Annotated in this window: 14 protein-coding genes and 1 tRNA gene; 6 read left to right on the top strand and 9 right to left on the bottom strand. The window is 71.0% G+C overall.

Annotated features, from left to right (window positions below):
* Positions 1-29 precede the first annotated feature (29 nt).
* Positions 30-2,465, bottom strand: coding sequence for a hypothetical protein (locus tag K7C98_RS36325; protein WP_224196465.1), 2,436 nt, complete (start codon positions 2,463-2,465; stop codon positions 30-32).
* 105 nt (positions 2,466-2,570) lie between these two features.
* Positions 2,571-2,643: transfer RNA gene (locus K7C98_RS36320), tRNA-Gly, on the bottom strand.
* A 154-nt stretch (positions 2,644-2,797) separates the two neighbouring features.
* Between K7C98_RS36320 and K7C98_RS36315 the strand changes: the two genes are divergently transcribed.
* Positions 2,798-3,388 carry a 5-formyltetrahydrofolate cyclo-ligase gene (locus tag K7C98_RS36315; RefSeq protein WP_224196464.1) on the top strand — a complete coding sequence of 197 codons (591 nt, stop codon included), beginning with the start codon at positions 2,798-2,800 and terminating at the stop codon, positions 3,386-3,388.
* A 57-nt stretch (positions 3,389-3,445) separates the two neighbouring features.
* Here K7C98_RS36315 and K7C98_RS36310 read toward each other — a convergent pair whose 3' ends face one another.
* The 3 genes from K7C98_RS36310 to K7C98_RS36300 all read right to left on the bottom strand — a co-directional run bounded on the left by K7C98_RS36310 (position 3,446) and on the right by K7C98_RS36300 (position 6,787).
* Complete coding sequence (locus K7C98_RS36310) at positions 3,446-4,270, bottom strand: peptidylprolyl isomerase (RefSeq protein WP_224196463.1); 825 nt, start codon at positions 4,268-4,270, stop codon at positions 3,446-3,448.
* A gap of 123 nt (positions 4,271-4,393) precedes the next feature.
* Positions 4,394-5,170 (bottom strand): creatininase family protein, encoded by a 777-nt coding sequence (locus tag K7C98_RS36305; RefSeq protein WP_224196462.1) that lies wholly within the window; start codon positions 5,168-5,170, stop codon positions 4,394-4,396.
* 36 nt (positions 5,171-5,206) lie between these two features.
* Entirely contained in the window at positions 5,207-6,787 is a 1,581-nt protein-coding gene (locus K7C98_RS36300) for a benzoate-CoA ligase family protein (protein WP_224196461.1), read from the bottom strand.
* 131 nt (positions 6,788-6,918) lie between these two features.
* Here K7C98_RS36300 and K7C98_RS36295 point away from each other — a divergent pair, with 131 nt between their 5' ends.
* Positions 6,919-7,407, top strand: a complete 489-nt coding sequence (locus tag K7C98_RS36295; RefSeq protein WP_224196460.1) for a hypothetical protein — start codon at positions 6,919-6,921, stop codon at positions 7,405-7,407.
* A gap of 13 nt (positions 7,408-7,420) precedes the next feature.
* On the opposite strand, the gene K7C98_RS36290 is transcribed toward K7C98_RS36295, so the two are convergent.
* The 3 genes from K7C98_RS36290 to K7C98_RS36280 form a co-directional block, all read right to left on the bottom strand.
* Positions 7,421-8,071, bottom strand: a complete 651-nt coding sequence (locus tag K7C98_RS36290; protein WP_224196459.1) for a hypothetical protein — start codon at positions 8,069-8,071, stop codon at positions 7,421-7,423.
* Between the two features lie 2 nt (positions 8,072-8,073).
* A complete protein-coding gene (locus K7C98_RS36285; RefSeq protein ID WP_346660330.1) occupies positions 8,074-8,562 on the bottom strand; it encodes an RNA polymerase sigma factor in 489 nt (162 codons plus the stop codon).
* 130 nt (positions 8,563-8,692) lie between these two features.
* Positions 8,693-9,514: an OmpA family protein gene (locus K7C98_RS36280; RefSeq protein WP_224196457.1), complete on the bottom strand. Its 822-nt coding sequence runs from the start codon at positions 9,512-9,514 to the stop codon at positions 8,693-8,695.
* A gap of 157 nt (positions 9,515-9,671) precedes the next feature.
* Here K7C98_RS36280 and K7C98_RS36275 point away from each other — a divergent pair, with 157 nt between their 5' ends.
* The 3 genes from K7C98_RS36275 (at position 9,672) to K7C98_RS36265 (ending at position 14,665) form a co-directional block, all read left to right on the top strand.
* The gene (locus tag K7C98_RS36275) at positions 9,672-12,542 is read left to right on the top strand and encodes an FtsK/SpoIIIE family DNA translocase (RefSeq protein ID WP_224196456.1); all 2,871 of its coding nucleotides are present in this window, start codon (positions 9,672-9,674) and stop codon (positions 12,540-12,542) included.
* Between the two features lie 164 nt (positions 12,543-12,706).
* Positions 12,707-13,453 (top strand): LolA family protein, encoded by a 747-nt coding sequence (locus K7C98_RS36270; protein ID WP_224196455.1) that lies wholly within the window; start codon positions 12,707-12,709, stop codon positions 13,451-13,453.
* Between the two features lie 192 nt (positions 13,454-13,645).
* The gene (locus K7C98_RS36265) at positions 13,646-14,665 is read left to right on the top strand and encodes a hypothetical protein (RefSeq protein WP_224196454.1); all 1,020 of its coding nucleotides are present in this window, start codon (positions 13,646-13,648) and stop codon (positions 14,663-14,665) included.
* Positions 14,666-14,787: 122 nt separating this feature from the next.
* On the opposite strand, the gene K7C98_RS36260 is transcribed toward K7C98_RS36265, so the two are convergent.
* Positions 14,788-17,025 (bottom strand): alkaline phosphatase D family protein, encoded by a 2,238-nt coding sequence (locus K7C98_RS36260; protein WP_224196453.1) that lies wholly within the window; start codon positions 17,023-17,025, stop codon positions 14,788-14,790.
* Between the two features lie 200 nt (positions 17,026-17,225).
* Here K7C98_RS36260 and K7C98_RS36255 point away from each other — a divergent pair, with 200 nt between their 5' ends.
* The gene (locus K7C98_RS36255; protein ID WP_224196452.1) at positions 17,226-18,635 is read left to right on the top strand and encodes a parallel beta-helix domain-containing protein; all 1,410 of its coding nucleotides are present in this window, start codon (positions 17,226-17,228) and stop codon (positions 18,633-18,635) included.
* Positions 18,636-18,661 lie beyond the last annotated feature (26 nt).

Genomic DNA, 18,661 nt, shown 5'->3' with positions numbered 1-18,661 from the left:
GGCAGGACAGCCGCGATCGGGGTGCCGCCTCAGCGCCGGTCGCGGCGGCGGCGGCGGCGGGCCAGCGCGAGCGCGGCGAGCCACCACGAGCCGCCCGGCGCGGCCGCGCAGGCGCAGCCGTCTTCGGCCTGATCGCCGCCGGTCGCGCCCGGGTCGATGAAGTGGCTCCCCGCCCCGGAGGTCGCCGGCGGCTCGCCGCTCGCCGAGTCGCCGGTCGTCGGCGGCTCGCCGGTCGCCGTCGCCTCCTCGCCGGTCGCCTCGCTGCCTGTCCCCGGGGACATGCAGCCATCCTGCGCCAGCCGGCAGGTCGCGTCGCAGGCCAGCGTCCCGCCCTCGAAGCCCAGGCCCGCGCAGGTCTGGCCGCCGAGGTCGCCGCCGTCGCACGCCTCGCGGCCGGTGCGGACCCCGTCGCCGCAGAACTCGCACAGCGTCGGCGCCGGCGCGTCGCACGGGCGGATGGCGTGGTGGCACAGCACCTCGTTCAGCTCGAGGTAGGCCGCCTCGCCGTGGTTGCAGGCGACGTAGGTGGCGACGTCGTCGGCGAATCCGCGGTAGGTGCCGCTGCTGACCTGCGCCGCGTAGAGCAGCGCGCGCCCGATCGCGTCCGCGGCCGGCGCGGCGGTCAGGGCCGGCAGCGGCGTGCAGGTGTACGGCGGCGTGGTCGCGCAGCGCTCGCCGTGCAGCAGCTCCCAGAACGCCTGGAACCAGCTGTCCACCATGTAGCCGATCTGGCGGTCGCACAGACCGGTGCCCTCGTCGAAGTCGATGTCGATCTGCGAGGGTCGGTCGCACAGGTCGGGGTAGTCGAACTCGTCACTCGGGCAGGCCGGGTCGTAGTTGTCGAGGAAGCGCGAGAACTCGTCGCCGGCCGGGCGACAGGCCTCGTTGTGCGGGTTGCGGTTCTCGCCGAGGCTCAGGGTGCTGAACGTCTTGCACGAGGCGGCCTGGCCGGCCGCGGGGTAGAGCGAGCGGTACAGCCACAGCGCGATCAGGCTGGCGAACGTCTCGCTCAGCGGCAGCGACTCGTCGGTGGTGCCGGGGTAGCAGTCGGCCGCGCACGGCATGCACACGAACGGCTCGTACATGAGGCCGGGCGCGGCGAACAGATCGGCGAAGTGGCCGAACTCGTGCGGCAGCACCGCCGGCGCGTAGCTCGAGCCCTTGAGGTACATCGCGCCGACGACCTCGTACGGGGCCGCGCTCGTCGGGTGCTGCAGCGCCTCCGGCGGGTCCTCGGTCCCGCCGCCCCAGGCCGACGACACGCACCAGCTCGCCGAACCGCACAGGCCCGCGGCCGGGTCGGCGGCGACCACCAGCCGCGGCGAGAACTGCTCCGGCGGCAGCGCGCTGGCGAGGCCGATCGTCGGCAGCGCGCTGTCCCAGCGGCCGCGCAGGATCGCGTCGGTATGCGCATAGAAGCTGCGCAGCAAATAATAGGAGTTCTGCAGCGCGTATTCGCGGGTGTCGGGGTAGGCGTCGAAGTGCGCGCCGAGCTGGCTGACGATCGGGCTCGCCAGCGCCTCCCCGCGCGAGGCGGCGCCCGCGGCGTCGAGGAGCACCACGTGCTCGTCGGCGAGGCGCACCGGGCCGTCGGACGCGGAGCCCGTGAGCGGGCCGCCCGGGACGGTCGAGACCGTCTTGGTCTCGATCGGCGCGGTGAAGATGTCGGTGGCCAGATCTTCGGCGCGCACCTCGATCGCCAGCGTGTCGCCGAGGCCGGCCCCGGCCGGGTCGACGTGATACAGGAGCGGCAGCACCGGCGCGCGCGGGTCGGCGGCGACGACCACGTCGGCGACCCGCGCCGGGCCGCGGAACACCGCCGCCGCCCAGCCGAGCGTGCGCGCCCGCGAGAACGCGACCAGGCGCAGGTCGACGAGCCGCAGCGCCGCGGGATCGACGGCCGCGCGCGCGGCCGCGTGGGCGCGGATGCTCGCCTCGGCGACGTCGCGCCCGGCCGGCGCCGCGGCGAACGCGTAGTCCTCGCGGCCGTCGACGACGCTGCCGCGGATCGCGATCACCCCCGCGCGGTCGGCCACCAGCGTGAGCGTGGCGTCGGCGCCGAACAGCGGGACGTCGCGCCAGCGCTGCTCGAATCGCAGCAGCTGCAGCGCGCCGGCCGCGACGCGCCGCGCCGGCGCAGACGCGAGGCCGAGGTCGTGCGCGCGCAGGTCGGGCTTCAGGCCGAGGTCGGTCGGATGGTCGAGGATGAATCGCAGCACCCGCAGGCGCACCAGCCAGTCGGGGTCGCCCGGGTCGAGCGCGAACAGGTGAGCGCCGAAGCTCGAGAGGCCGTAGGTGTCGCCGTTCGCGTGGCAGGTCACCGCGACCTCGCAGGCCGCGTCGTCGCACGGCAGATCGCAGGCCGGCCCCGCCAGGCCGGGGGGGCAGCGTTCGAGCGCCGCGCCGCGGCAATCGAGCCGGGGAGCGTTTGGCAGCGTCAGCAGCAGCAGCCACGCCAGCGACATCGCCGGCAGCGTTTCACACGCGAGCGACGAGCGTCAACGGAGCAGGGCGCGCCGGGCTATCGCAGCCCGAAAGCAAACAAGGCCCCGGGGGGCCTTGCCTGAGAGAGCGGGAGACGGGGATCGAACCCGCGACATTCAGCTTGGGAAGCTGACACTCTACCAACTGAGTTACTCCCGCGGGGCCGGTATCTCTACCAGAGTGCGCGCCGAACCGCAAGTACGTCGCGGATGGCCGCTGCTGGGCTCGCTTCGCGGCGGCGCCTTGTCTCGGCCGGAGCGCGGGCGCTGCGGATCCTTGCGGCGCGGCGCCAGCCGCGGTAAGTGCGCGAATGATGCTTTCGAAGGCGGACATTCGGGCGCAGGGCGCGGCGCGGCGGCGAGAGCGGGGCTCCGAGGGCGTGGCGGCCCGCTCGGCCGAACTCTGCGCCCACGTGCTGGCCGACCCCCGCTGGCGCGCGGCCAACTCGCTGGCCGCGTTCGTCGGGGTGAAGGGCGAGCCCGACACCCGACCGCTCCTCATCGCCGCGCTGGCGGCCGGGAAACAATTGTGGCTGCCGCGGATGGGCGGCCCGCGCCGCCAGAACATCGAGTTCGTGGCCGTCAGCGACCTCGTCGCGCTCGCGCCGGCGCCGTTCGGCCTGCTCGAGCCGCGCGAGGGCCCGGGCGTCGCGCTCGCCGACACCGACGTCGACCTGGTGCTGATGCCCGGCCTCGCGTTCACCCGCACCGGCGTCCGCCTCGGCTACGGCAAGGGCCACTACGACGGCGCCACCAGCCCGCTGCGCGCGAGCCTCCGCCCGGTGCGGATCGGCGTGTGCTTCTCCGACGAGCTGGTCGACAGCCTGCCGGAGGAGCCGCACGACGTCGGCGTGCACGCGCTGGCGACCGAGATCGGGATGATCGATTGTACATGTCTGCAGTGACATGCCCGCTCAGGCATGTCGCCACAGACATGTCTTTCTTACGACTCGTCCGGTCGGTCAGTCGACCCGCTGGATCACGTGGAAGCCGAAGTCGGTCTCCACCACCGCGCTGAGCTCGCCCGGCTTCAGCGCGAACGCGGCGGCCTCGAACGCCGGCGCGAACATGCCGCGACCGACCGAGCCGAGGTCGCCGCCGCGCTCGGCCGAGCTGTCCTCGCTGCGCTTCTTCGCCAGCGCCTCGAAGTCGGCCCCGGCCGCGCTCGCCTCGGCGTGGAGCTCCGTCGCCAGCTTCAGCGCCGCGTCCTTGCTGCGCTTGATCTCGGCCTCGGCGTTCTTGGCCCCGGCGTAGCGGACGAGGATGTGCCGCGTGTGCACCTTCTCGACCTTGCAGCGCTGCGCGACCACGAACCCGTGCGGGTGCTCGACCGGCGCCGCGGTCTCGCCGATCCCGAGCGCGAACACCACGTCCTTCAGGGGGGCGTACTTCTCGGGCCACTTGTCCTGCGCGTAGGTGCCCATCGCCCCGCCCTTGGCCTTCGTCCTGGGCTCGTCGGACTCGCCGGCGAGCTCGGCGAAGGCTGTCCCCGAGGACAGCTTCTTCTGCAGCTCGGCGGCGCGGGCCTGCGCGGCGGCCTTGTCGCGCGTGACGGTCGGCTCGGCCCCCTCGGCCCCCTGCCAGGCGACGACGAGGATCTTCGCGCACGCCTCGTCGGCCTCGCCTTGCGGGTACTTCGGGGCCGGCGGGGTTTCAGGCGCCTCGGGCTTGGCCGGCGCCGCCGCCTCGACCTTCTTGGCCGGCTCGGCCGGCGGATCGCCGGAATTCGCGGCGCCGTCGCAGGCGGTCAGCACGAGGACGAGACAGGACAGGGCAGCGCGCGTCATCGCGGCGAGGATACACCGGCGCGACGGCTGCGTGCGGGCTCGTGGAGGGCCCGGCGTCACGGCCGCGGCAGACGAAGGATGCTTCGACCTGTCGAGCCGGCGAGGGCAGGGCAAGTTGCTCGCTCACGCGAACGAGGCGACCACGGCCTCGACGACGAGGGTGGCGAGGGTGGCGAGGATCTCGCGGCCCTCCTCGGCGGTCGCCAGCGCCGGCGCGCCGCAGTAGGCGCGCGGCATGTCGCACTCGAGGAAGCCGCGCTTGCCGGCGCGGATGTGCTCGGCGAGCGGCACGACGTGCTCGGGCAGCGCCGCGGCCAGCTCCATGCGCACGAGGTCGGGGCGGATCGCCAGCACGAGGCTGGTCTCGTAGCGGCCGGCGTGACACGAGCCGCTCTGGAACTCCGGCGTCAGGCGAGCCGCGAGCGCGCGCCGGGTGGTGTCGACGAACAGCAGGGCCTCGCCCGTGGCCTCGGCGTAGCGCCTCGCCACCTCGCGCAGCGAGGCGATGTGGTCGGGCTCGAGGTGGGCCGTGAACACGACGACGCGGTCGAAGCCCGTCGCCCGCGCCGCGCGACATGTCCCGAGGACCATGCCGATCGCGACCTCGGCGTCGATCGAGGTCGAGCCGGCGAAGTCGCGCGCCCACTCGGTCACCGCGTAGTGGATCGGCGGCAGCGCGGCCGCGAGGTGGCCGCGCGCCGCCAGCTCGGCCGCCGCCCGCTCGACCACCGCCTCGCCGATCAGGCTGTCGGTCGAGAGCGGCAGGTGCGGGCCGTGGGCCTCCGTGCTGCCGACCGCCAGCAGCGCGACCTTCCGCTCCGACCCGGTCAGCAGCCGCTCGACCTCGGGGTAGCTCAGCTCGGCGAAGCGGACGAAGATGCCGGGTGTCTGTTCAGCCATGGTGAATGGGCCATGTCCTTCGGGTCATGTCGTGACTCAGCCGAGCGCCGCCGCCAGCTTGCGCAGCTCGCCGCGCTTGATCTTTCCGGTCTCGGTGCGCGGCAGCGCGGCCACGAACTCGACCCGGCGCGGGGCCTTGAACGCGGCGATGTTGGCGCGCGCGTGGGCCAGGATCTCGGCGGCCAGCGCCTCGCCGGGGCTGTGCCCGGCGGCCAGCTCGACGTAGGCGACCGCGCGCTCGAGCCCGTCGGCGTCGCGGTAGCCGACCACGCCGGCCTCGTGCACGGCCGGATGGCCCAGGAGACAGTTCTCGACCTCGACCGGCGAGACGTACACGCCCGAGCACTTGAGCATGTCGTCGCCGCGGCCGCAGAACCAGAAGTAGCCGTCCTGGTCGACGAGGAACTTGTCGGCGCCCTTGACCGAGTCGCCCCAGAAGGTCGCGCGGCTCTGGTCGCGCATGCGCCAGTAGCCCTGGCCGGCCGAGGGCCCGGTGATCACGAGCGTGCCGATCTCGCCGGGCGGCACGTCGCGGCCGTCGTCGTCGATCAGGCGGTAGGTGTAGCCGTCGACGATCTTGCCGAGGCTGCCGTCCTTGACGTCGCCGGGGCGGTTGGTGATGTAGACGTGGAACATCTCGGCCGAGCCGATGCCGTCGTAGATCTCGACCCCGGTCGACTGCTTCCACAGGCGGTACAGCCGCGACGGCAGCGCCTCGCCGGCGCTGACCAGCGAGTGCAGCGACGACAGGTCGCGCCGCCCGGCCTCGTCGAGGTGGTCGAGCATCTTGGCGATGGTCGTCGGCACGGTCACGAACTGGGTCGCGCGGTACCTCTCGATCAGGCCGTACCACCGCTCCGGCGCGACCCGCTCGGGCACCAGCACGCAGCTGCCGCCGACGCTGAACGGGAACAGCATGTTGCTGGCGAGCGCGTAGCCGAAGAACAGCTTCGGCGCCGAGATCGTGACGTCCTCGCGCTTGATGCCGAGGGTCCGCTGGGCGTAGGCGATCGTGTTCCACACGAAGTCGTGGTGCATGTGCACGACGCACTTCGGCTTGCCGGTCGAGCCCGACGACGACAGCCAGGTGGCGAAGTCGTCGCGGTAGGTCGGCTCGGTGCGCGCGCTGTCGGGCTGGCGGGCCAGCTCGGCGTGCCAGTCGAGGGTGCCCTTCGGGACAGGCGCGCCGCCGCGGTCGACGACGATGACGATCGGCGGGTAGGGCGCGTCGCGCCACACCGGCTCGAGCTGCGGGTAGACCTCGGCGTCGACGATCACCGCCCGCGGCCGCGCGTACTCGAGGTAGTAGGCGTAGTCGGCCGGCAGCAGCCAGGTGTTGGTCGGCACCGCCACGCAGCCGGCGCGCAGGATGCCGAAGTAGGCCGCCGCGAACTCCGGCGTGTCGAGCAGGAGCAGCTGCACGCGGTCCTCGATGCGCAGGCCGAGCGAGCGCAGCAGATTGGTCACGCGGCACGAGGCAGCCACCAGCTCGCGGTAGGTCACCTGCGCCTCGCCGCAGTAGATCGCGGTCTTGTCGCCGAGGCCCTCGGCGACGCGGGCGTCGAGGAACCACTCGGCCATGTTCAGGCGATCCGGGACGACGATCGGCGCGTGCATGAGTCGCGGCGAAAATCCCACAGGCCCCGCGGGCCGGGGCAGCGGCGGGCGGGTGCGGGGCCTCACGGAGGACCGGTCGCTGCGCCCGCCGCGTTGGGCCGAGGCGCGAGCTGAGGTATGTTCCCCGCGCCGTGGAGGTGGTCTACCCGCGCCTGTCCTTCGATCTCGACCGCGACGCGTTCGCGGTCTGGCTGCGCTGGGTGTCGCTCGAGCGGCCGCCGTCGCCGGAGGAGCCGCCCGCGCAGGGGATCCGCGTCGAGCTGCAGCTCAACCGCAACGCGGTGCTCGGGCCGACGATCGCCTACCGCCGCGACCTCGAGCCGGCCCCGCGGCTGTACCGCGTGCCGCGCAGCCGCTGCAGCGAGGTCCTGCGGGTCGCCTCGCGCCGCGGCCTGCTCGACGTGCAGCTCATCATCCACGGCTCGATCGCCAACGCGCCCTACGCCGCGCTCTACCACGTGCGCGACGACGACGGCGAGCCGCTGACCGAGCTGCCCGGCACGCCGCTGTTGCAGGTGCAACCATCGACGCCCGGCGACCGCTGGCACGTCGCCGGCCAGGCCAACCTGCGCGTCCAGCTCGAGCTGGTCGAGCGCAGGCGCCTGCGCGTGCTCGCGTAGCGCGAGTGATGCATCACTCCTGCGCGAAGCGCTCGATCGCGTCGAGGGCGGCGCGGGCCCGTTCGACGCTGCTGCCGCTGGCGCTGCGATCGAGCGCGGCCTGCAGCTGCGGGCGCGACCGCGCCCAGCGGAGGAACAGCAAGATCGCCGCCAGGGTGACCCCGCCGATCACGAACTGCAGGATCACGAACTCCGGGGCGCGCGCGATCAGATCGTCGCCGTTGCTCGCGGCCAGGCAGATGACCAGCGGGATCCACAACAGCGCCCACGGCAGCCCCAGCCACGGCGAGGTGCGCACCCGCCAGGCGCTCAGCTCGGCCAGGCGGCGTTGATTGAGCACCACCGGGTCGCCCGGATCGATCGCGCGGACCATCGCCAGCTCGCGCGCGCCGAGGACGACCATGCCGATCATGTAGACCTGCAGGGCGATGCCACACAGCATGAGGGGCAGGTTGTCGCGGTGGTTCACCCAGAACGACGCGAACACGAAGATGAACGCGCCGCCGATCAGCGTCTGGCACCACAGCCCGAACACCAGTGGGCGCAGGCGCGAGCGGGCGCGGCCGATCGCGCGTTCGTGGAGGAGTTGCAGCTGCAGCGCGCCCTGCAGCTCGAGCTTGCGGTCGAGGGCTCGCCAGGCTTGCTTGAGGTCGTCGAGTTCCATGGTCACGTCATCCGCCCGCGCAGGCGCTGTTTGAGGCGGCCGAGCTTGGTCGCCACGTTGGTCTCGCTGATGCCGAGGATCGCCGCGATCTCGCTGTGCGGGCGCTCCTCGAGGTAGAGGACGATGAGCGCCCGGTCGAGCTCGGCGAGCCCGGCGATCACCGCGTGAAGCTGCTTGAGCCGCTCGTCGGGCTCGTCGCTGTCGGCGGCGACGTCGCCCGGGTCGGCGAGCGGCTCGAAGCGGCCGTCGCGGGCCCGCTCGCGCCGCGCGAACGAGATGCCGACGTTGAGGGCGACGCGGTACATCCACGTCGAGAAGCGCCGCTCCGGGTCGTAGCGGGGGAACGAGCGCCACAGCTGGACGGCGATCTCCTGCGCGAGGTCGTTGCGGTCCTGGGCGCCGCGCGCGTACACGCTGGCGACCTTGAGCACGATCTTCTGGTGCTCGCGCAGCAGCGCCAAAAACCGCGCCCGGGGTTCGTCGTCCGTCATGGTCGTGCGCGTCATGATTCGCGCGAGCCCCGGCGAGGTTCACACCACGGCGTCGATTTTTCGGGCCCGCGCGCGACCCAACGAAGACGGCCGCCCGCAGGCGGCCGCACGGTGACTCGCGAGCGAAGGCTCAGCTCTGGCCGCCGCCGGTGAGCATCTCCTTGAGGCCGGGGATCTCGCCGAGCAGCGGCATCAGGACGATCTCGATGCGGCGGTTCTTGGCCTTGCCATCTTCGCTGGTGTTGTCGGCCACCGGGTCGACGTCGCCGTAGCCGGCGGCGCCGAGGGTGCCCTGCGGCATGCCCTGGGTGACGAGGAACTGCACGACCTCGACCGAGCGGGCCGTCGACAGCTCCCAGTTGTTCTTGAACTTGGCGGTCTTGATCGGGACGTTGTCGGTGTGGCCGGCGACCAGCCACTCGCGGTCGGTGAGGCTCTTGAGCGCGCCGGCGAGGTTGGACAGCGCGGCCTGGCCCTCGGGCTTGAGGTCGGTCTTGCCCGAGTCGAACAGGATGCTGCTGGCCAGCTTGACGACGAAGCGGCCCTTGCGGACCTCGACCTGGATGGTGCCGGCGTCGATGAGCGACTTCAGCTTGGCGAACAGGTCTTTGTAGACCTGCAGCTCGGCCAGGCGCTTGGCCTTCTCGTCGCGCAGCTTCTTGAGCTCGTCGGCGGTGGCGCCGGCCTTGCGCGCGAGGTCGGCGTTCTGCTCCTCGAGCACCTTGATCTCGCCGCCCAGGCGCTGCACGTCCTTCTCGAGCTGGGCGATCTTGTCCTTCAGCGAGGTGTTCTCCTCGTTGAGCTGCTTGTTCTTCCCTTGCTCGTCGCGCAGCTCACCCTCCGTCTTGGCGAGCTTGGCCTGCGTCTCCGCGAGGGCTGCCTCGAGTTCTTTGCGTTTACAGCCGGAGATGGCCAGCGTGGACAGGAGCATGAGGACGGCGAGCTTGCGCATGGCGCAAGGCTATCCCATGACGGCCAAATTTTTGACGCATCTCGACTTCGCGGCTTACCCTCCGGGTCCGGGCCCGGAATCTGGGCCATAACGCAGCGAGATCACAGAGAAAATGGCCAAGCCACGAGCCAACTCTCCTTCTGCGCGAGACGCGCGAGTGCGCGAAAGTTCTTCCGGGCTGCCACGGCCGTGGGGCGAGTTCCTCGGCGTGGTGCTGCTCGCCATCGGCGTGCTGATGCTCGGCGGACTGTTCTCGTATCAGTTCGGCACCGGCACGTTGATGGGTCCTGTCGGCCGCCTGGTCGCCGGGGCGCTGTACGCCTCGCTCGGCATGGGTTCGTACCTGCTAGTGCTCGGCGTGCTCGGCCTCGGCGTCAAGGCGCTGCTGGGCGACGCGATGGAGCTGCGCTCCGGCGAGGGCCTCGGCTTCTCGCTGGCGACGGTGGCCGGCTGCGTGCTGCTGCACGTGATGTTCCCGGCCTACCGGATCTACGGCTTCACCGCCGGCGGCCTGGCCGGCGAGGTGCTCGGCGAGATCGGCCTCGGCATGTTCGATCGGGCAGGTACCTACCTGATCGCCGGCGCGCTCCTGTGCGTCGGTTTGTTCGCCTCGACGCCGCTGTCGACGGCACACCTGATCGCCGCCGTGCGCATGCTCGGCCGCGGCTTTATCGCCATCGGCCAGTACCTGTGGGGCGGCCTCGTCGGCATCGGCGAGTCGCTGCGCGGCCGCGCCGACGCGGCCGAGGACGACGAGGAGGAAGAGGAAGAAGAGGAGGAGGCCGAGGAGGACGAGGTCGAGGAGGAAGAGGCCGAAGAAGAAGAGGAAGAAGAGGAGGAGGTCGAGGAGGAGCCGAAGCCCAAGCGCCGGCGCAAGCCGAAGACCAAGGCCGCCGAGGAAGAGGTGGAGGCGCCCGCGCCGGCGCTGCCCGCGGCCGCCGTGGCCGAGGCGCCGCGCAAGAACCGGAAGGTCGCGCGCCGCCCCGAGGACATGCCGGAGATCGTGCTGACGGCCGCGCGCCCCGAGGCCGAGGCGAGCAAGGCCGAGGTCGCGAAGGTCGAGCCCGCCGACGACGTCGCGCCGAAGCGGCGCCGCAAGCCGGCCAAGGTCGAGCCCGAGGTGTCGACCGACATCGACGAGGCTCCGGGACATGTCGCAGAGGACAGGATCGAAGAGCCAGCCGAGATCCCGACGCCGGCGAAGGCCAAGGCCGGCAAGAAGGCGCCGCCGCGGCCGCAGGAGCTGGCGGCTACCGTCGAGGTCACGACCGAGCTCGACGACGAGGAGGAGAGCGCGCCGCCGCCGATCGCCGCCAGAGCCCCGGTCGTGCCCGCGAGCGCGCCCGCGCGGGCGCCCGAGCAGCTGCCGCTCGCGCCCGCCGCCGCGGCCGTCAAGCCGGTCGAGCGCGTGCCGTCGATCCCGGGCATCGTGCGCCTCACCTCTGGGCCGTACAACCTGCCGCCGTCGAAGCTGTTCGAGGCCGCCGACGCGCCGGCGGTCGAGGTCGACAAGAACTTCGTGCTCGAGCAGGCCGAGCGCATCGAGCACGCGCTGGCGCAGTTCAAGGTCAACGGCAAGGTCACCAAGATCCACCCGGGGCCGGTGATCACCCGCTACGAGTTCAAGCCCGACCCGGGCGTCAAGCTGTCGCGCATCGAGAGCCTCGAGAACGACCTCGCCATGGCGCTCGAGGCGATCGCTATCCGCATCCTCGCGCCGATCCCGGGCAAGGCGACCGTCGGCTTCGAGGTCCCGAACGCCATCCGCGAGACCGTCTCGATCAAGGAGATCCTCGAGAGCGAGGCGTTCGAGGCCGCGCGGGGCGGCAAGCTGCCGATGGTGCTCGGCAAGAACATCACCGGCAAGCCGGTCGCCATCGACCTGGCCAAGGCGCCGCACCTGCTCGTCGCCGGCGCGACCGGCTCGGGCAAGTCGGTCGGCGTCAACGCGATGATCTGTTCGCTGCTGTTCGCGTGCACGCCCGAGGACGTGCGCATGATCATGATCGACCCGAAGATGCTCGAGCTGAGCATCTACAAGGACATCCCGCACCTGCTCTTGCCGGTCATCACCGACGCCGAGCAGGCCAGCATGGCGCTGCGCTGGGCGGTCGACGAGATGGAGCGGCGCTACGCCGTGCTGTCCGACGCGCAGGTGCGCGACATCGCCGGCTACAACAAGAAGCTGCCGCAGCTGCTCGACGAGTGGGAGGCGGAGAAGCGGGCGCTCGAGGAGGCCGCGGCCGACGCCAGCGCCGCCGCGCGCGAGGAGGGCGAGGACGCGATCCCGGCCGAGTTCCTCGGCGGCGTCGGCTTCGACGAGGACGGGCCGGTCGAGGCGATGGGCGGGCTGCCGACCGGGGCCAAGGTCGGCGACAGGCCGGAGAAGATGCCGTACATCGTCGTCATCATCGACGAGTTCGCCGACCTGATGATGGTCGCCAGCAAGGAAGTGGAGACCAGCGTCGCGCGGATCGCCGCCAAGGCGCGCGCGTGCGGCATCCACCTGATCCTGGCGACGCAGCGGCCGAGCGTCGATGTCATCACCGGCACGATCAAGAACAACTTCCCGTCGCGCATCGCCTTCCAGGTGACGAGCGACATCGACAGCCGCACGATCCTCGACGGCAAGGGCGCCAAGCAGCTGCTCGGCATGGGCGACATGCTGCACATGGACCGCGGCGGCCAGCCGCAGCGCGTGCACGGCTGCTACGTGTCCGAGGACGAGATCCTCAAGGTCGTGGCGTTCATCCGCAAGCAGGCGCGGCCGACGTACAACCTGGCGATCACGGCCAAGCGCGACGAGGAGGAGGATGAGGCGCCGAGCGAGCGGCGCGCCGATGCGCTCTACGACAAGGCGGTCCAGATCGTCGCCGAGACGCGCAAGGTCAGCACCAGCATGATCCAGCGCCGGCTCAACATCGGATACAACCGGGCGGCCAAGATCGTCGAGATGATGGAGGCCGATGGCGTGATCGGCCCGGCGCGGGGCACAGCGCCGCGCGAGGTGTTCGTCCAGGCCGCGTGAGGCGGCGAGATCTCCGCCGCCCGGGCCTGCGCGCCTGGAAGTGTGCTAGGACTCTCGCGGCGCCCGTCTGCGCGGCCGCGCGCGCGGCGACGGCGCGGCGGTGAATCGCCCCCAGCATCCACTCGTCTGCACGCCCACGGGGTCTCGCGCCCCAGGAGCTCACCATGGAACCGTTCACCTCGATCTGCGCGCTCTCTCTCGGCCTCTTCTGCAGCGATGTCGCTCTGGCGAATGATGCTCCGCTGCTGCCCGTGAGCGTGACCACGCAGGAGGCGACCACGAAGGTGGCCGCCGCGCCGGCGCCCGACATCAAGCCCTCGGCCTCGGCGGTGCTCGCCTCGGTCCAGTCGTTCTACGACGGCACCACCGACCTCACCTGCAAGTTCAAGCAGACCTACGTGCACCCGGTCTACGGCACGCGCACGGTCAGCACCGGCGACCTCCGCCTCAAGAAGCCCGGCATGATGGTGTGGGACTACGAGGGCAAGGCCGACCCCGATTTCTACGTCGACGGCCAGAAGCTGTGGGTGGTCGAGCACGACACGCGCCAGGTCGTGAGCCAGAAGGTCGAGGGCAACTCGAACCTCGCGGGGGCGATGAAGTTCTTGTTCGGCGGGCAGAAGCTGATCAAGGAGTTCAAGGTGCGGATGGCGCCGGACAAGCAGGCCAAGTCGTACGGGATGCCGGGGCACAAGGTCATCGAGCTCAAGCCCAAGGAGCAGAACCCGCACTACAAGTCCTTGCTGCTGGTCGTCGACGACCTCACCGGGCGGGTCGATTCGTTCGTGGTCCGCGCCCAGGACAACAGCACCAATCACTTCGTGCTGACCGACGTCGCCAGCAACCAGAATCAGGTCGCGAAGGACTTCAAGTACGTGGTGCCGAAGGGCTACGTCGAGACGCGGCAGTGAGCGCGGTCGGGTGATCGCGGCGACGGGTGGGCCCGCGCGCGCAGGCGTGCGGGCCCGCTCGCGTTTGCGGAAGCGATCCTGATGCCGTGGTGCTGCGGTCGTCGGCCCGGTCGTTGGTTGCGCCGCGCGCCACGCCTGTGTACCGTGGCGCCGACTACGACCATGCAGCGCACTTCACTGGTTACCCTGGGTTTGCTGACCGCGCTCGTTGCGACGGTCGGCTGCGGCGACGACAAAGGCACCTCGACGGACGCGTCGACGGCGAACACCTCCACGGACACGGAGGACGCGACCGCGACCACGCCGACCGGCACGACCGACGAGATGACGGCGGGCACGGCGTCGACCGAGGACACCACGGAGGGCACGACCGAGGCGCCGACCACCGGGAGCGTGTGCGAGGATGGCATGCAGATGCCCGGCATGGGCGCCGAGGGCTCGCCGTGCACGCTCAACGCCGACTGCGAGTCGGAGACGTGCATGAAGTGGACCGACACCCAGACCGACGCCACCTGCGGCGTGCGGGCCGAGTGCGGCAACACCCGCTTCATCGGCACGCTGACGGACTTCGCCACCAAGGCGCCGATCCCCAACGCCGAGCTGCGGGTCGTCGGCGCCCTCGCCGCCATCCAGGGCATCGAGAGCGCGGTCGACATCGTCAAGGCCACGTCCGACGCCAACGGGCAGATCGACGCGACCTCCACCACCCCGGTCAACACCGGCATCGGCGTGATCGGCGTGGTCAGCGGCGGCGACTACTACCTCACCGCCACCGGCCTGGCCCAGCCGTACACCGGCACGACGCTGTACCCGCCGCTCAACGGCATCCACGACATCTGGGGCGTGCCCTCGGCCAAGCTGACCGAATGGACAGGTTACCTGATGACCGACGCCGACACGGCGGTCGTCGACGCCCTGCCGCTCGGCGACAACGGCGGCGTGATCGGCCTCGTGCGCACGGGCACCGACGGCCTGGCCGGCGCGGTCGTCGTGCCGGAGAAGGACACGTCGACCGCGACCGTCCGCTACCTCAACGAGGACGGCATGGGCTTCAACGCCGACGCGACCAGCAGCAACGGCGTGTTCGTCCTGCTCAACCCCGGGATCGCCGAGAAGTTCACCGTCGAGGTCGACGGCGCGCCGACCGAGCTGTGGGGCACCGCCGGCAGCGCCAAGATGGCCTCGTTCGTCCTGATCTTCAACGTCCCCTGAGCCAGGCTCCGTGAGCGCGTCCGGGGAGGGAGCCCGGGCGCACCCACCGCGGCCACCGCAACGGCGGTGGCCGCGTTTTAGCTCTCGGGACATGTCTCGGCGGGCATGTCCGAAAGTTCATCTCAAACCCATTGGTTGGTGCTCGGGTCCCAGCGCTTCCACTCGCCGGCGATCTCGCGGTAGAGGTCGCGCGCGCCGGCCTTCACGCGGAAGCGCTCGCGGGTGAACTTGCCGGCCAGGGCGTCGTCCATGCCCTCGTAGTCGGTCAGCGACACGTCCTCGCTCAGCATGTGGAAGGTCGCGTCGAGCTCGGCGCGGTCGATGACGACGCTGACGAAGCCGTTGCGGCTGGAGTCGGCGAAGCCGAGGTGCGGGTTGGTGGTCGTGCCGGTGAACAGGGCGTCGATCGCCGCCGCCAGCATGCCGGCGCCGGGCAGGCTGCTGAGGGTCGGGTCGGCCGCGACCTGCAGGACCAGCAGCGACTGGAACGGCGTCGAGCTGATGCCGCCGCCGACCAACTCGACGATCTTCTGGTCCGGCGCGCCGGCGACCATCGGCGTGCCGGCGTAGAAGGCGTGGATGTCGCCGGTGATGGCGACGACGTTCTCGACCGCCTGGAGCTCGGCGAGGAGCGCGTCGCGGGTCGGGTTGAAGCCGTCCCACTGGTCGACGTTCATGTAGTAGAGCTGGTTGAACGGCTCGATCGGGAACGAGGTCAGGTCGATCACCAGCGGCATCAGCGTGATCTCGGTGCCCCACACCTTCCACGTCGCCGTCGAGCCCTTCATGGTGTCGAGGAACCACTGCTGCTGGGTCGGGCCCATGACGTCGACCGAGGCGGGGTCGGCGGCCTTCCGGGCCGCGGCCCACGCGTCGAAGGCCGGCTTGTTGACGAAGTAGCGGGCGCCGATCGAGCCGTTGAAGCTGCGCTTGCCGAGCCCGCGGTACGACAGCCCGCGCGGCAGCGTCGCCAGCGTGGCCTCGTCGATCGGCGGCGTCGGGTCCATGACGCTCGCCAGGGTGTCGTTGATGAAGACGGCGTCGATCGGCCCGCTGAGGTGCGCCGGGTCGAAGCCGAGGGCGTCGGCGGCGGCCAGCAGCGCGGTCTTGTAGGTGCCGCCGTCGTAGGCGTCGATGTCCTCGACGTACGGCCCGGCGAACTCGGGCAGCGAGCCGAGCTGCTCGACCAGCGCCGCCTCGTCGAGGACGACCGCGCCCGGGAACCCGTCCTCGGCGATCAGGTGGTCGGGCCGGTAGCTGCGGAGGTCGGTCAGCACCAGGTGGAGGTGCTTGCCGAAGCGGAAGTCGCGGTAGATCGTGATGTCCTGCGGGTGCGGCTTGCTCGGGTCGTACGCGAATTCCTCGTCGGTGAAGTCGATCGGCATGTACTCGAACCACGCCTGATTGGCGTGCTTGCGCCGGGCCTCGTCGTGCTCGTCGATCCGGCCGTCGAAGTAGGTCGCGGTCGCGCCGAAGCAGTCGTCGGAGAACTCGTGATCGTCCCACACCGCGATCATCGGCAGGCTCTCGTGCACGCGGCGCAGCGCCGGGTCGGAGCGGTAGCCGCGGTACAGCTCGCGGTAATTGCTCAGGCTGCTGGCCGCGAAGTACTCCTCCTCGGTGCCCTCGTTGAACACGATCGCGCCCGCGGTGTCCGAGAACGTGACGGCCCGGCCCGCCGCCTGGAACGTCGGGTCTCCGGTAGTTTCGTAGATGTAGTCACCAAGGTGAACGAAGAAGTCGAGGTCTTGCTGCCCCAGAAGGCCGCGATAGCTATTATAATAGCGGCCGTTGTAATCCTGACACGAGACGTAGGCGAAGCGAACCGCCACATCGGCGTCAGGAGCCGGCGCCGTGCGGGTTCGGCCGACCTGGCTGCCGTAGCGGCCATCTTCGCGATTGTGAACGAATCTATAATAATAGGTGGTGGCCGGCTCGAGGCCCTTGATCTTGGCCTTGGCGCAGCGGTCGAACGCGGCCCGCGCGGCCACGGCGGCGCTGGCGGCGTCGAGCTCGACGCGCGCGGTGAATTCGGGGTCCGTGGCCAGCTCCACGGTGAGCTCCAGATCGCCGTCGCCGACGTCGCCGTCGTCGACGCGGGTCCAGAGGATCACGCTGTCGGGTCGTGGGTCGCCCGAGGCCACCGATTGTGGGAAATACGCCGCACCGTCGAGCAGCGGCTCCTCGGCGCCGGTGGTCGGCGCGGTGGTGCCGGTCGGTTCGGTGGTGCCGTCGGTCCCGGTCGAGCCGTCGCTGTCGGTGGTCGCGTCGCCGCCTCCCTTGCAGGCGGAGAGGCCGGCGGAGACGACGCTGACGAGCGTCGCGCGCAGGAATTGGCGGCGAGAGAATCGTTGAGTCATGCGTGGGTCGCTCCCGCGATCGACTCTATCGCAGTCCGCCCGGACGCTCGCGGGTCCGCGCCCCGTGCGTTTTGCCGCGGCTCATCGCACGGGCGCGAGGTGCGGGCGCTCGCCCGCTCGTCGCGTGAAGATGTTGTCACGCGATTGTCGATCTGGCGACGCGGCGTCGGCTTCGGGTATGAAGAGAGACAATGTCTGGCATGAAGTCTCCTGGTCGTCCTCCGCTCCTCTCGTTCGCGCGCGCCGGCGTCACCGGGCTCGCGCTCACCCTGTCTCTCGGGGCATGTGGTGGCGACGACAAGGGTGACACCGACGGGGACGGCACGATCGGCACCGACACGACCGTCGGCACCGAGCCCACCGCCGGGACCGACGCGACCGACGCGACCGACGGCACCGCGGGCACCGAGCCGACCGGCACCGACACCGAGGACACGAGCGCGCCGGCCACCACCGGCGAGGAGATGCCGGCCGACTGCGATGCCTTCGTCAGCCCGAGCGACGACGACGTCGCCGCGCTGCAGGGCGCGCTGCTCGACGCCGCCGACGGCGACATCGTCTGCATGGCCGAGGGCCTGTTCGAGCTCAACACCGAGATCTCGATCTCGGCCAACAACCTGACGCTGCGCGGGGCCGGTCGCGAGCAGACGATCCTCGACTTCAGCACCCAGGACCTCGGCGCCAACGGCATCAAGATCAGCGGCGACGGCGTGACGGTGCAGAACTTCACCGTGCGCGAGACCCCGGGCGACGGCATCCGCGGCGACGACGTCGCCGACATCACCTTCGACGGCGTGTCGGTCGAGTGGGCGGCGAAGGAGTCGCTCGAGAGCGGCGCCTACGGCTTCTACCCGGTCGGCTGCACCGGGGTGGTGATCCGCAACTCGCGGGTGATCGGCGCCCGCGACGCCGGCATCTACGTCGGCCAGTCGAGCAACATCCTGGTCGAGGACAACGAGGCCTACGACAACGTCGCCGGCATCGAGATCGAGAACTCGACCGGGGCGACGCTGCGCCGCAACCACGCCTACAACAACACCGGCGGGATCTTGATCTTCAACCTCCCGGGCCTGCCGGTGCAGAACGGCAAGCACACGCTGGCCTACGAAAACATCGTCGAGAACAACAACGGCAACAACTTCGGCATCCCCGGCACGTCCGTGGCCGCGGTGCCGCCGGGCGTCGGGTTCATGATCCTCGCCTCCGACGAGAACGAGCTGCGCAACAACACGATCCGCGGCAACCGCACCTCGGGCGTGATCATCGTCAGCTACAACGAGGCGATCGGGCTCGAGCCGGCCGACGACCCCAACTTCGACGCGTTCGCCGAGGGCAACTACATCCACGACAACAACTTCAGCGACAACGGCACGATGCCGGCCACGCCGGTCGACGGGGTGGCGGGCGTGCCGGCGCCGGACATCCAGTTCGACGGCTGCCTGAACCCCGACGCCGCGCCGATGGACCCGGCGGTGGTCAACTGCCTGTGGCAGAACGGCGACGCCGACTACATCAACTTCGACCTGTGCGGCGGGCTCGCCAACAAGAGCACCGACCTCGAGCCGGTCACCTGCCAGCACACGGCGCTGCCCGAGCTGCCGGCCGGCTGAGCGCGCGTGACTTGCCGCGGAGGACA

It is taken from the genome of Nannocystis pusilla (genome assembly GCF_020073745.1).
Classification (GTDB): domain Bacteria; phylum Myxococcota_A; class Polyangia; order Nannocystales; family Nannocystaceae; genus Nannocystis; species Nannocystis radixulma.
The sequence above is the reverse complement of the archived record's forward strand: the minus strand, read 5'-3'. Positions and strand labels throughout refer to the sequence as shown.